Below are 13,547 nucleotides of genomic sequence, written 5' to 3' on the forward strand. Positions count from 1 at the left end.
CCCCCGATGTCCCCACAAGTCCCTCTGGTCCCCCGTCGACGGTGACCGATGTCACGCGGAATTCAGGTGCACGGATCCGGGGGTTCCGGCGTCTCTTCAAGTGTCGAGTGTCGTCCGACAGGAAGTTCGTCCAGCAGTCACAAGGGAGCAAGGCGATGTCCACCGTCATCGAGCAGCCCGTAGAGGCCCGTCTGGTCGCCGCCGCGCCTCGGATGCAGAGCATCCCCGCCACGTTGCAGTACGACCGCACCGATCCGTTCGCGGTACGGATGGCGTTCCCGGCGCCGGCGACGCTGGAGGGCGTGGAGGTGTGCTGGACGTTCGCGAGGGAGCTGCTCGCGGCGGGCCTGACGGAGGCCGAGGGGGACGGGGACGTACGGGTGCGGCCGTACGGCTTCGACCGGACGGTGCTGGAGTTCCACGCCCCGGAGGGCACGGCGATCGTGCATGTGCACTCGGCGGACGTACGCCGTTTCCTGCGGGCGACGAGCGAGCTGGTCCCGGTCGGTCTGGAGCACCTCCAGCTGGACCTGGACCACGACCTGGCGGAGCTGATGCGCGACGCGTGCTGACCGGAACTCCGCAACTCCGCCTTCGCAGGAGGCTCGATTTAATCCTTTGACACCCCCGCAGCACCCTCCCTACGGTTGATCTCGCTTCTGTTGCCGCCGATTGGAGAAGGACGTTGCTCGTCTGAGGTCCCGAGACACCGCGTCGCACAGCCACCGCCTTCGCGAGCTGTGTGCGTTGCGTCCGACCTCGGCGTACGAGCCGTCCCCGCGGCCCTACGGCCTCCCGAGCCGACCTCCGGTGTCTCGACACGCGTCTGCCCCTGACCGCATGCGCACACCGCGAGGCATTCTTGAGTCATTCCATCACCGCTTCCGCCCTCTCCTTCGCCTGGCCCGACGGCACCCCCGTCTTCGAGGACCTGGACCTCGCCTTCGGCCCCGGCAGGACCGGGCTCGTCGGGGTCAACGGGTCCGGCAAGTCCACCCTGTTGAAGCTGATCGCCGGGGAGCTGACCCCGGCGGACGGCGCCGTACGGGTCGCCGGGGAGGTCGGCTATCTCCCGCAGAACATCACCCTGGGCACGGCCCTGAAGGTCGACGAGGCCCTCGGGATCGCCGCGCAGCGGGCCGCCCTGCACGCCATCGAGGGCGGTGACGCCTCGGAGGAGCACTTCGAGGTCCTCGGCGACGACTGGGACGTCGAGGAGCGCGCCCTGGCGACGCTGGGCGAACTGGGCCTGGGCCACATCGGCCTGGACCGCACGATCGGCGAGGTGTCGGGCGGCGAGTCCGTCCTGCTGCGGCTGGCGGCCCTGCTGCTGCGCCGCCCGGACGTCCTCCTGCTGGACGAGCCGACGAACAACCTCGACCTCCACGCGCGCGCACGCCTGTACGCCGCCGTCTCCGCGTGGTCGGGCGTTCTGGTCGTCGTCAGCCACGACCGTGAACTCCTGGACCTGGTCGACCAGATCGCCGACCTGCGCGCGGGCGAGGTGACCTGGTACGGCGGCAACTTCAGCGCGTACGAGGAGGCGCTCGCCGTCGAGCAGGATGCGGCCGAGCGGATGGTGCGCGTCGCCGAGGCGGACGTGCGCCGGCAGAAGCGCGAACTGAGCGACGCCCAGATGAAGTTGGCCAAGCGCAAGAAGTACGGGCAGAAGATGCAGGACAACAAGCGCGAGCCGAAGATCGTCATGGGGCTGCGCAAACGCTCCGCGCAGGAGTCGGCGGGCAAGCACCGGATCCTGCATCAGGAGCGCCTCGCGGAGGCGAAGGAGCGGCTCGACGAGGCGGCGGAGGCGGTCCGGGAGGACGACGAGATCCGCGTCGACCTGCCGTACACGGCCGTACCGCCGGGCCGGGGCGTGCTGACGCTGCTGGACCTGGAGACGGTGTACGGCGCGCGCGTGGGGAACCTCGATCTGCGCGGCCCGGAGCGTGTCGCGCTGGTGGGGCGCAACGGGGCGGGCAAGACGACGCTGCTGCGGACGGTGGCCGGGGAGCTGGCGCCAGTCGCGGGCGAGGCCGCCGTCCACGTCCCCGTGCGGTTCCTGCCGCAGCGGCTCGATGTGCTGGACGACGAGCTGACGGTGGTCGAGAACGTGGCCAGGTTCGCGCCTGAGGCGACGAACAACCGGGTCCGGGCCCGGCTGGCCCGGTTCCTCTTCCGGGGCGGCAGAGCGGATCAGAGGGCCGGGACGCTGTCGGGCGGGGAGCGGTTCCGCGCGGCGCTGGCGGCGCTGATGCTCGCGGAGCCCGCTCCGCAGCTCCTGCTGCTGGACGAGCCGACGAACAACCTCGACCTCGCGAGCGTGCGCCAGCTGACGACGGCTCTGGAGTCGTACGAGGGCGCGCTGATCGTGGCCAGCCACGACATGCCGTTCCTGAGGTCGATCGGGGTGACGCGCTGGCTGGAGCTCGACGGTGGGCTACGCGAGGGCGACGCGGGGTGACCCACCGGTATCTCAGCTGAGCCACAGCCTCACGGGAGGGCTTTTGTCCCGCCCGCGCGGGGTTGCATGATGGCGGACCGGTGCCCTGTTCCGGGGCGCCGGAAAGCCGCCGATTCGGAGACCTGGACGTGCCCAGCAAGAAGGCCCTCATCCGCCGCCCCGGCCCGCGCCTCCCGGACGGGCTGGTCACGCACATCGAGCGCGAGAAGATCGATCCCGGCCTCGCCCTGGAGCAGTGGGAGGGCTACGTCGAGGCGCTGGCCGCGCACGGCTGGGAGACGGTCGAGGTGGAGCCCGCCGACGACTGTCCGGACGCGGTGTTCGTCGAGGACACCGTCGTCATGTTCCGCAACGTCGCGCTGATCACCCGCCCGGGCGCGCGTTCCCGGCGGGGCGAGACGGCCGGCGTGGAGGAGGCGGTGGCGCGGCTGGGCTGCTCGGTGAACTGGATCTGGGAGCCGGGCACCCTGGAGGGCGGCGACGTCCTCAAGGTCGGCGACACGGTGTACGTCGGGCGCGGCGGGCGCACGAACGCGGCAGGCATCCAGCAGCTGCGGGCCGCGTTCGAACCGCTCGGCGCGCGCGTGGTGGCCGTTCCGGTCAGCCGGGTGCTCCATCTGAAGTCGGCGGTGACCGCGCTGCCCGACGGGACCGTGATGGGGCACATCCCGCAGGTCGACCGGCCCGCCCTGTTCCCGCGCTTCCTGTCCGTGCCGGAGGAGTCCGGCGCGCACGCGGTGCTGCTCGGCGGGCACAAGCTGCTGATGGCGGCGAGCGCCCCGAAGACGGCCGAGCTGCTCACCGACCTCGGGCACGAGGTCGTCACGGTCGACATCAGCGAGTTCGAGAAGCTGGAAGGCTGTGTGACATGTCTCTCGGTAAGGTTGCGCGAGCTGTACGACTGACCGGCTGACGACGTCACTCCGACGGCCCCGGACCTGCGGGTTCCGGGGCCGTCGGAACACTCCGGAAATCGGCGGCGACCCCGCTGATCAGCGCCCTTTACAACGCGCTTAACCTACGGTCTCGTAACCTACGGTTTCGTAGCCTACGATCCCGTAGGTTCCGGCACCGCTCGCCGGAGTGTCCCGCTCCGTTTTCACGTCCCTGGAGTTCTTGTGACGATCACCTCTCCCCACCTGGGCAGTTCCGCCGGCTGGACCGACGCGCGGCTGCTGTACGCGCTGGAGGAAGTGGTCGAGAAGGAACTCAACCGGCACTTGCAGGTCACCAAGGACTGGATGCCGCACGAGTACGTCCCGTGGAGCGACGCGCGCAACTTCCCCGGCTTCTTCGAGGACGGCGAGGCGTGGGGCAAGGAGCAGTCGAAGGTCACCGAGATCGGGCGGATCGCCCTGGTCGTCAACCTGCTGACCGAGGACAACCTGCCGAGCTACCACCACGAGATCGCGAGCCTCTTCGGCCGTGACGGCGCCTGGGGCACGTGGGTGCACCGCTGGACGGCCGAGGAGGGGCGCCACGGCATCGTCATGCGCGACTACCTGCTCGCCTCGCGCGCGGTCGACCCGGACAAGCTGGAGCAGTTCCGGATGGCCCACATGAGCGAGGGCTTCGAGTCGGACAACAGCCACTCCATGCTGCACTCCGTGGCCTACGTGTCCTTCCAGGAGCTCGCCACCCGCATCTCGCACCGCAACACCGGGCACCAGTCCGGTGACCCGGTCTGCGACCGGATGCTCGCGCGCATCGCCGCCGACGAGAACCTGCACATGATCTTCTACCGCAACCTCCTGAAGGCCGCGTTCGAGATCGCCCCCGACCTGACGATGCAGGCCGTCCGCGACGTCGTCGTCAACTTCCGGATGCCCGGACACGGCATCCCCGGCTTCGAGCGGGCCGCCGCGCAGATGGCCATCGGCGAGGTCTACAACATGCGCATCCACCACGACGACGTGCTCGCGCCCGTCCTGCGCTTCCTCAAGGTCATGGAGATCGACGGGCTCGGCCCCGACGGGCGCCAGGCCCAGGAGGAGCTCGGCATGTTCATGGGCGGGCTCAACGCGGAGGCGACGAAGTTCGACGAGAAGCTCGCGGCGCGCAAGGCGCGGATGGCCGCTCGCGCGGGCGCGTAGGCGTCGGTTCCGGCTCGCGGGGCTCCTGCGGGCGGGGACGGTGACAGGGGCGGTCCGGGGTTTTCCGGGCCGCCTTTCGTCGTACGCGGGCGCGTGGTGCCGGGCTGGGTGTCAGCGGCGTCGTCAGTGACGTCCGCTGTCAGTGGCGTCTGAGGTGGTGGCGTTCCTTCTCCGACAGGCCGCCCCAGACGCCGAACTGCTCGTCGTGGGTGAGGGCGTGGTCGAGGCAGGCGGGGCGGATCGGGCACAGGCCGCAGATCTGTTTCGCCTCGCGGACCGAGCTGCCCGGTTCCGGGAAGAAGAACACCGACCCGGTCTGTGCGCACAGGGCTTCCTGCTGCCAGGAGAGGTCGGGGGCGGGCTTCGTGTCGGTGGACATGACGGGATCGTGCCGGGTGCGGGAAAACGTTTGATCAACGGCCGATCAACGGGCCGGTGCGAGGGCCGGGCGGGGTGTTCGGGGGCGATTGTCAGTGGGCGGTGCAAGACTCGGCAGGGCAGGGGTTCCTAGCGAGGAGGCTGGCGATGCTCACCACACGATTCGTCGAGGGCGCACCGAACTGGATCGATCTCGGGACGGCCGACATCGAGGGGGCGAGCGCGTTCTACGGCGCGCTGTTCGGCTGGCGGTTCGTGTCGGCGGGGCCTGAAGCGGGCGGGTACGGGTTCTTCCAGCTCGACGGCAAGACCGTGGCGGCCGGGATGCAGACGGGCGAGGAGCAGGGGCCGCCGTCCTGGACGCTGTACTTCCAGACGCTGGACGCGCGCGCGACCGCGCTGGCCGCCGAGAAGGCGCACGGCAAGGTGCTGGTCCAGCCCATGGAGGTGTTCGGGCAGGGCACGATGGCGATCCTCGCGGACGAGGCGGACGTACCGTTCGGGCTCTGGCAGCCCGCCGCCCTGCCGGGGCTCGACGTCGTGAACGAACCGGGGTCCCTGTGCTGGGCCGAGCTCTACACCGCCGACATCGCCGCTGCCGCCGCGTTCTACCACTCCGCGCTCGGCCTGGAGACCTCCGCGATGCCGTTCCCCGGCGGTACGTACACCTGCGTCAACCCCAAGGACATGGGCGACGACGCGATGTTCGCCGGCTTCGTCCCCCTCTCCGACGCCCCCGACGAGGACAGCGCCTACTGGCTCCCGTACTTCGAGGTCCCCGACACGGACGCGGCGGTCGCGACAGCGGTGGAACGGGGCGGCAGCGTGCGGACTCCGCCGGTGGACATGGAGGGCGTCGGGCGCTTCGCGAAACTGGCGGACCCGTACGGGGCACGCTTCGCGGTGATCACGAGCGCGACGCCGGTGGAGGGGTGAGGCGACGCGGGGCGTCGTGAGGGGGGCGCCGACAAGTTGGGCGCGGGTGAGGGTGTACGCCGAGGGGCTCGGGGTCGCCGTGGCCGTGCCGGTCGGCCTCAAGTGGCCCGTCCCCGTGCGGAGTTCGCGAGCCGGTGCTCAGGCCGAGGCCCTGCGGATCAGCCTCGTCGGGAGGACCACGCTGCTCAGGGGGACCTCGGTCGTCGACGGGGTGCGGGCGAGGCGGTTCAGGAGGAGGCGGGCCATGAGGCGGCCCATCTCCTCGATGTCCTGGCGGACGGTCGTGAGGGGCGGGTCGGTCTGTTCGGGGATCGGCAGCATGTCGTCGAAGCCGATCACCGCGACGTCCTCGGGCACCCGGCGCCCGGCGTCCGCCAGCCCCCGGATCAGCCCGATCGCCATGTCGTCGTTCGCGGCGAACACGGCGGTGACGTCGGACAGTCGGGCCAGTTCCCGACCCGCCCGGTATCCCGACGCCGCCGACCAGTCGCCCTCGACGACGGGCGGCACCCGTCTGCCGTGCTCGGTCAACGCGGCCCGCCAGCCCGCGAGTCGGTCCCGGGCGGCGAACCAGCGCTGCGGGCCCGCGAGGTGATGGACCGTCAGGTGGCCGAGTTCCAGGAGGTGTTCGGTCGCCGTGCGGGCCATCAGGTCGGCGTCGTCCCCGGCGGACAGCACGGTCGGCGAGGTCACCGGCGAGGGTGCGCCGATCACCAGCACCGGGACGTCCACCCGCAGGGGCACCCCGCCCGGCTCGTCGATCGGCTCCGACACGACGATGCCGTCCACGCCCTGGTCGAGCAGCGAGTCGACGGCTCCGGCGATGCCCGCCGGGTCGCCCTCGACGGTGTTCACCACCCGCAGCGCGTACCCGGTGTCCCGGACGACCTTCTCGACGCCCATGAGCAGCGAGGCCGGCCCGTACAGCGCGGTGCCCAGCGTGACGACGCCGATCGACCTGGTCCGGCCCGAGGCGAGCGCGCGGGCGGCGTTGTTGCGCCGGTAGCCGAGTTGCTCGGCGGCGTCCAGGACCCGGCGGCGCACGTCCGCCGAGACGTACGGCTCGTCGTTGAAGACCCGGGACACCGTCTTCTGCGACACCCCGGCGAGGCGCGCGACGTCCACGCTGCGCGGCGCCGCCGTTCCGGCGTTCCGCCCGGCTCCTCGTGTCACGGCACCTCCCGGTCGACAGTTACGACGCCTCCATGATTCCAGACGCCGGGCCGCATGACTGCGTAGTCATGTCTGCGCTGTCATGTCTACGCAGTCAGAAGGGTGGCGTCAAGAGTTCGGACGACAATCGGGAGGCTCTGCCATGGGGCAGGCCCTCAGATCACGCCGTCGCCCCGCAGCGCCCCGATCTCCGCCTCCCCGTACCCCAGCTCCGCGAGCACGGCGTCCGTGTGCTCCCCCACGCCGGGCACCGGGTCCATCCGGGGTGCCACACCGGCCAGGTCGGCGGGCGGGATCAGGGCGGGTACGGCGAGCCCGCCGGGCAGCGTCACGTCCCGCCACCGGTCCCTTTCCGCGAGCACCGGGTGGGCGACGAACTCCGCGACGTCGTTCACCCCCGCGTTCGCGATGCCCGCCGCGTCCAGTTCACGCGTCACCTCGGCGCTGTCCAGCTCCGCGAACCGGCGGGCCACGATCGCGTTCAACTCCTCGCGGTGGGCGACGCGTTGAGGGCCGGTGGCGAAGCGCGGGTCCGCCGCGAGCGCCGGGTCCTTCAGGAACCGGTCGCACAGCGACACCCATTCGCGCTCGTTCTGGATCGAGAAGAGGACGTCCTTGCCGTCCGCGCACCGGTACGCCCCGTACGGCGCGATCGTCGCGTGCTGCGTGCCCACCCTCGAGGGCTGACTCCCTCCGAACCGCGTGTAGTTGGCGGGCTGGCCCATCCACTCGGCGAGCGCCTCGAACAGCGAGACCTCGACGGGGCGTACGACACCCGAGGTGGCCCGGGCGAACAGCGCGGTCAGGATGCCGGAGTAGGCGTACATGCCGGCGGCGATGTCGGCGACCGAGATCCCGACGCGGGCGGGTTCCTCGGGGCCGCCCGTGAGGGAGACCAGGCCGGTCTGGCACTGGACGAGGAGGTCGTACGCCTTGCGGTCGGACCAGGGGCCCGTGCTGCCGTACCCGGTGATCGCGCACGGGATCAGCGTGGGGTACCGCTCCCTCAGCGCGTCCGTCCCGAACCCCATCCGCCCTGCCGCGCCCGGCGCGAGGTTCTGCACGAACACGTCGGCGCGGCCCGCGAGTTGTCCCAGGACGCGCCGCCCCGCCGCCGTCTTCAGGTCCAGCGTCACCGATTCCTTGGACCTGTTGAGCCACACGAAGTAGCTCGACTCCCCGTGCACGGCCGCGTCGTAGCGCCGGGCGAAGTCGCCGCCGCCCGGGCGCTCCACCTTGATCACCCGCGCGCCGAGGTCGGCGAGCTGGCGGGTGGCGTAGGGGGCGGCCACGGCTTGTTCGACGCTGACGACGGTGATGCCGGAGAGGGGGAGGTCATGGGGCATGTCGGGTCCCTTTCGGAGGTTTCCTGCTGAGGCTCCCCGTCAGGCGTCGAGCAGTCAGGCGTCGAGGCCCAACTCCCGTTCCCCCAGCGGCGCGAAGTAGCGGTCCACGTCCGCGTCGGAGACGTCCGGCAGCGTCGCCGGGGACCAGCGGGGGGTGCGGTCCTTGTCGATGATCTGCGCGCGGACGCCCTCCACAAGGTCGTGGGTCGAGAGGGCGTGGCAGGAGACGCGGTACTCCTGGTCCAGGGCCTGTTCCAGGGTGAGCCAGCGCGCGGCGCGCAGGGCGCGGAGGGTGACCTTGAGGGTCGTCGGGGAGCGGGTGAGAAGGGTCTCGGCGGCGTCCTTGGCGCGGGGGTCGTCGTACGTGGCGAGGGTGTCGACGATCTCCTCGACCGTGCCGGCGGCGTAACAGGCGTCGATCCAGTGCCGGTCGTCCGGCAACTGCGCGCGAGGAGGGCGCTGTTCGTGGCGGGCGAGGGCTTCGGTCACCGGCATGGCGGCGAAGTCGGCGAGGAGGGCGGGGAGTTCGGCGGAAGGGACGTAGTGGTCGGCGAGGCCGCACAACAGGGCGTCGGCGGCACCGATCTGAGTGCCCGTCAGTCCGAGGTGGGTGCCGAGTTCGCCGGGCGCGCGGGAGAGCAGGTACGTCCCCCCGACGTCCGGCACGAACCCGATCCCGGTCTCGGGCATGGCGATCCGGGAGCGCTCGGTGACGATCCGCACATCGCCGTGCGCGGAGATCCCGACGCCCCCGCCCATCACGATGCCGTCCATGACGGCGACGTACGGCTTCGGGTACCGGGCGATCCGCGCGTTCAGCCGGTACTCGTCCCGCCAGAAGGCGGCCGAGGCCAGCCCGTCCCCGTCCCGCGCGTCGTCGTGGACGGCGCGGATGTCCCCGCCGGCGCACAGGCCGCGCTCCCCCGCCCCGGTGACGACGACGGCCGCGACGGCCGGGTCGTGCTCCCACTCGGTGAGGGCGGCGTCGATCCGCAGGACCATCGCGTGGTCGAGGGCGTTGAGGGCCTGGGGCCGGTCGAGGACGATCCGCCCGACCAGACCGTCCCTCCAACACTGCACGCCGGTCACAGAACCACCCCGCCCGGGGTCACGTTGATGCACATGGACTGCCGCTTCCTTCCGCATCCGCCGTACGCGTCATGGACGATCTTCCCGCGTCCATGGTCGCAAAGCGCACCGGGCAGGCCGGCCATCAGGTTGCGCGAGCGGCACCCGTCCGGTGTTCAGCGCCCCGCAGCGTATGTCAGAGGGTGAGGAGTTCCTCGTAGAAGCCGCCGAACTCCCGTCGCTCATCGATGAGATGGACCTCCAGGATCCAGTGGCAGCGGCGGCCCGCGCGGTCGGTGCGGCGCAACGGGGTCGTGTTCGCGGGGGTGATGTACGACTCGACGTCCGCGCCGTCGATCCACTCGTGCGGGAACTCGCCGACGAGGTGGCCCGCGTGCCAGCCGCCGAGGCCCCAACCCGCCTTCTCGGCGAGGCGGTTGATCTCCGCGTGGAGTTGTTCGCCGGTGATGCCGGGGGTGTCCTCGAAGTGGCGGCGGCCTGCCCGGAAAACCTCGGGGAGGTCGTCGCGGAGGCGGTGTTTCGCGGGGTCGTCGCCGAGGACGAACGTGCGGCCGAAGTCCGCCTCGTACTCCTCGAAGATGGGGCCGAAGTCGGCGAACACGATGTCGTCGGCGCCGATCAGGCGGTCCGGCGGGTTCTCGCGGTAGGGGGCGAGGGTGTTGGGGCCGGAGCGGACGATGCGCTTGTGCCAGTGCCGGGTGGTGCCGAAGAGTTCGTTCGCGAGGTCGCGGATGCGATCGCTGACGGCACGTTCGCCCTCGCCCGGTGCGATCAGGCCGCGCCGGGTGATCTCCGCGAAGAGTTCCTCCGCCTTGGCCTGCGCGCTCAACAGCCGCGCGGCGCGCGTGGGTTCGTCGTCCGACATGCGCCGAACGTAACGCCGCGAGATCGATCTCCGCAACGGCATTCGACGCGCCCCCGCCCTCGCACGCTTGACCCGCCCTTGACTCGGGTACCCCTCATCTGCAACTCATATGCAATAACGAGCCACCAGCAACAGAGGAGCCCGATGACCCCCCGCATACGAGCCACCGCCCTCACGGCGGCGCTGCTCACCGCCACGGCCGCCTGCTCGGCACCCAGCGAGAGCGGGGCGCCGTCGGCCGACTCGGTCGTCATCGGCGTCCCCTCCGAACCGGCCACCCTCAGCCCCCTGCTGGGCTACGGCAAGGACGGCAACTCGAAGATCTTCGACGGCCTCCTCGCCCACGACGCCGACCTCACCCTGAAGCCCGCCCTCGCCAAGGCCCTCCCCGAGGTCAGCGCCGACGGCCTCACCTACACGTACACGCTGCGCGAGGGCGTGAAGTTCAGCGACGGCAAGCAACTCACCGCCGCCGACGTGGTGTTCACGTACAACACGGTCCTCGACCCGAAGACCAACAACACCTCGCGGGTCGAACTCGACGCGGTGAAAGCGGTGAAGGCCGACGGCGACAAGGTCGTCTTCACCCTCAAGTACCCCTACGCGCCCTTCGCCGCGCGCACCACCCTGCCGATCGTCCCCGAGCACCTCGCGGGCGGCCAGGACCCCAACACCGGTCCGTTCAACACGCGTCCGGTCGGCACGGGCCCGTACGTCCTCGCGGACTGGCGCAAGGGCGAGAAGCTCACCTTCAAGGCGAACCCCGACTACTGGGGCGGCGCCCCGAAGGTCGGCAAGGTCACGATGGCGATCGTCCCCGACGACGACGTCCGCGCCACCCGCCTGCGCGCCGGCGACCTCGACGGCGCGATCCTCCCGCCGAACCTCGCGGCGGCCTTCGCGAAGGACGGCAGCCGCAAGCGGTACGACGCGACGACGTACGACGTCCGGCTCGTGTCCCTGCCCTCGCAGAACCCGGTCACCGGGGACACCGCGATCCGGCGAGCCCTCGACCTGGCCGTGGACCGGGACGCGATGGTCGCGAAGATCCTGGACGGCGCGGGGAGCCCGGCGTACGGGCCGCTGCCGGTGGACTCGCCCTGGTTCACGAAGGGCATCGAGCGCAAGCAGGACCTCGCCGAGGCGGGGCGCGTCCTCGACGCGGCCGGCTGGACGCCCGGTGACGGCGGCATCCGCGCCAAGGACGGCCGCCGCGCCTCCTTCACCCTGTACTACCCGGCCGGCGACAAGGTCCGCCAGGACCACGCCCTCGCCTACGCCTCCGACGCGAAGAAGGCCGGCGTCGAGGTCAAGGCCCAGAGCGCGACGTGGGAGGTCATCGAGCCGCGCATGGCCCAGGACGCCGTCCTCGCGGGCTTCGGCTCCACCGGCGACCCCGACTTCGGCCTCTACACGATGCTGTACTCCACCCTCGCCGGCGACGGCTGGAACAACATGGGCCACTACCGCAACCCGACCGTCGACAAGGCCCTCGACGCGGGCCGCCGCACCAGCGCCCCGGCGGCCCGCAAGGCCGCGTACGACACGGTCCAGCGCGCCCTCGTCGACAACCCCGGGTACACGTTCCTCACCCACATCGACCACGTGTACGTCCTCGCCGACCGCTGGGACGGCCTCACGACCCAGGTCGAGCCGCACGAGCACGGGTTCGCCAGCGGGCCGTGGTGGAACCTGGAGACCTGGCAGCCGAAGCGGACGACGCAGTGAGCCGACCTGCCGTGAACCCGCCCTCCACACAAGGCAGTTCGCCGACACAGCCGCCACGCGGACCGGCGTCCCCGTCCCGTCTCCCCTGGGCCGCCATGGCCCGCCTGACCGGCCGCCGTCTCCTCCTCGCCGTCCCCGTCCTCCTCGTCGTCACCTTCGGCGTCTTCGCGATCGCCGCCGCCTCCCCCTTCGACCCGGTGAAGGCGTACGCCGGTACGGCCGCGCTCGGCGCCGACGCCGAGACGCTGGCGAGACTCCGCGAGAACCTCGGCGTGGACCGGCCGTTCGCGGTGCGCTGGTGGGAGTGGCTGACGTCCGCGCTCGGCGGGGACCTCGGCCAGTCGAGCGTGCTGCGCCAGCCCGTCGCGGACGTGATCGGCGAACGCCTGCTGTGGTCCAGCCTGTTGTGCGCGTCGGCGTTCGTCGTCGCCGTAACCGTGGGAACCGTACTGGGAGTTCTGGCCGCCCGGCGCCCGGGCTCGCCGCTCGACCGTACGGTCACCTCGCTGGCGTACGCGCTGGAGGCGGCGCCCGTCTTCTGGCTCGCACTGCTCGCCGTCTGGGTGTTCGCGCTCCAGTGGGGCGTGCTGCCCGCCGGGGGACTCACCGACACGGCCAGCGAGGTGGTCACGGCGGACCAGGTCGTCCGGCATCTGGTGCTGCCCGCCGGGGTGCTCGCCGTGTCCCAACTCCCCTGGTTCACCCTGTACGTCCGCCAGGGCGTCGCGGACGCGCTCGTCGAGGACCCCGTACGGGGCGCCCGCGCACGGGGGTTGAGCGAGCGGACCGTCCTGCTCGGGCACGCCCTGCGCTCGGGACTGCTGCCGGTGCTGACGCTCGTCGGGTCGCGGGTGCCCGAACTCATCACCGGGGCCCTGCTGGTGGAGACCGTGTTCAGCTGGCCGGGGATCGCGGCGGCGACCGTCGAGGCGGCGACCTCCGTCGACTTCCCGCTGCTCGCGGCGCTGGCCACGCTCGCCACGGCCGCCGTCCTCGCCGGGAACCTCCTGGCCGACCTGCTGTACGGCCTCTTCGACCCGAGGGTGGGATTCAGTGACATGTGAGGCACCCGGCTGGCGGTCGTACGGACCGAGCCGCCGCTCCACCCGCACACTGCGCGTCAGGGTCTCGGCGGCCGTCCTCGCGGTGACCGCCCTCGCCGTCCTGCTCGTCCCCCCGCTCGTCCAGCTCGACCAGCAGTCCGTCGACCTGGCGTCCAAGCTGCTGCCGCCGAGCTGGTCCCACCCCTTCGGCACCGACGACCTCGGCCGCGACCTCCTGCTGCGCTGCGTCTACGGCCTGCGCGTCTCGCTCCTGGTCGGCCTCGCCGCCGCGCTCACCGCGACGGTGCTCGGCACGGCGGTCGGGGCGCTCGCCGGGACGTTCGGCGGGTGGGTCGACCGGGTCGTGATGCGGGCGGTGGACACCGTGTCGTCCGTACCGCACCTGCTGCTCGGCATCTTCGTCGTCGCGAT

General features: G+C 71.5%; 12 protein-coding genes and 1 pseudogene. 8 read left to right on the plus strand and 5 right to left on the minus strand.

Annotated elements, in window-relative coordinates; genetic code table 11:
• Positions 1-155 precede the first annotated feature (155 nt).
• The 4 genes from ssgD (at position 156) to AOK24_RS29905 (ending at position 4,557) form a co-directional block, all read left to right on the plus strand.
• Positions 156-572 carry a spore wall synthesis regulator SsgD gene (gene ssgD / locus AOK24_RS29890; protein WP_055723160.1) on the plus strand — a complete coding sequence of 139 codons (417 nt, stop codon included), beginning with the start codon at positions 156-158 and terminating at the stop codon, positions 570-572.
• 290 nt (positions 573-862) lie between these two features.
• Entirely contained in the window at positions 863-2,464 is a 1,602-nt protein-coding gene (locus AOK24_RS29895; protein WP_055723161.1) for an ABC-F family ATP-binding cassette domain-containing protein, read from the plus strand.
• A gap of 128 nt (positions 2,465-2,592) precedes the next feature.
• The gene (gene ddaH / locus AOK24_RS29900; protein WP_055723162.1) at positions 2,593-3,369 is read left to right on the plus strand and encodes a dimethylargininase; all 777 of its coding nucleotides are present in this window, start codon (positions 2,593-2,595) and stop codon (positions 3,367-3,369) included.
• Between the two features lie 213 nt (positions 3,370-3,582).
• Positions 3,583-4,557, plus strand: coding sequence for an acyl-ACP desaturase (locus AOK24_RS29905; protein WP_055723163.1), 975 nt, complete (start codon positions 3,583-3,585; stop codon positions 4,555-4,557).
• A gap of 139 nt (positions 4,558-4,696) precedes the next feature.
• On the opposite strand, the gene AOK24_RS29910 is transcribed toward AOK24_RS29905, so the two are convergent.
• Positions 4,697-4,936 (minus strand): WhiB family transcriptional regulator, encoded by a 240-nt coding sequence (locus AOK24_RS29910; RefSeq protein ID WP_055723164.1) that lies wholly within the window; start codon positions 4,934-4,936, stop codon positions 4,697-4,699.
• 146 nt (positions 4,937-5,082) lie between these two features.
• Between AOK24_RS29910 and AOK24_RS29915 the strand changes: the two genes are divergently transcribed.
• Positions 5,083-5,871, plus strand: coding sequence for a VOC family protein (locus tag AOK24_RS29915; RefSeq protein WP_055723165.1), 789 nt, complete (start codon positions 5,083-5,085; stop codon positions 5,869-5,871).
• Between the two features lie 138 nt (positions 5,872-6,009).
• Here AOK24_RS29915 and AOK24_RS29920 read toward each other — a convergent pair whose 3' ends face one another.
• The 4 genes from AOK24_RS29920 to AOK24_RS29935 all read right to left on the minus strand — a co-directional run bounded on the left by AOK24_RS29920 (position 6,010) and on the right by AOK24_RS29935 (position 10,344).
• Entirely contained in the window at positions 6,010-6,996 is a 987-nt protein-coding gene (locus AOK24_RS29920; RefSeq protein ID WP_055723166.1) for a LacI family DNA-binding transcriptional regulator, read from the minus strand.
• A 203-nt stretch (positions 6,997-7,199) separates the two neighbouring features.
• Positions 7,200-8,390 (minus strand): CaiB/BaiF CoA transferase family protein, encoded by a 1,191-nt coding sequence (locus AOK24_RS29925; protein WP_055723167.1) that lies wholly within the window; start codon positions 8,388-8,390, stop codon positions 7,200-7,202.
• Between the two features lie 54 nt (positions 8,391-8,444).
• Positions 8,445-9,479: an enoyl-CoA hydratase/isomerase family protein gene (locus AOK24_RS29930; RefSeq protein WP_055723168.1), complete on the minus strand. Its 1,035-nt coding sequence runs from the start codon at positions 9,477-9,479 to the stop codon at positions 8,445-8,447.
• A 175-nt stretch (positions 9,480-9,654) separates the two neighbouring features.
• Positions 9,655-10,344, minus strand: a complete 690-nt coding sequence (locus AOK24_RS29935; RefSeq protein ID WP_055723169.1) for a M24 family metallopeptidase — start codon at positions 10,342-10,344, stop codon at positions 9,655-9,657.
• A 144-nt stretch (positions 10,345-10,488) separates the two neighbouring features.
• Between AOK24_RS29935 and AOK24_RS29940 the strand changes: the two genes are divergently transcribed.
• From AOK24_RS29940 to AOK24_RS29950, 3 genes and pseudogenes are all read left to right on the plus strand, one after another.
• Positions 10,489-12,072, plus strand: a complete 1,584-nt coding sequence (locus AOK24_RS29940; RefSeq protein WP_055723170.1) for an ABC transporter substrate-binding protein — start codon at positions 10,489-10,491, stop codon at positions 12,070-12,072.
• Positions 12,073-12,167: 95 nt separating this feature from the next.
• Positions 12,168-13,136 (plus strand): ABC transporter permease, encoded by a 969-nt coding sequence (locus tag AOK24_RS29945; RefSeq protein ID WP_055723171.1) that lies wholly within the window; start codon positions 12,168-12,170, stop codon positions 13,134-13,136.
• Positions 13,126-13,547, plus strand: a pseudogene (locus AOK24_RS29950) (ABC transporter permease); the annotation flags it as partial. The gene AOK24_RS29945 and the pseudogene AOK24_RS29950, both read left to right, overlap by 11 nt.

Origin of the sequence: Streptomyces niveiscabiei (genome assembly GCF_001419795.1) — a bacterium.
In the GTDB taxonomy this organism is placed as follows: domain Bacteria; phylum Actinomycetota; class Actinomycetes; order Streptomycetales; family Streptomycetaceae; genus Streptomyces; species Streptomyces niveiscabiei.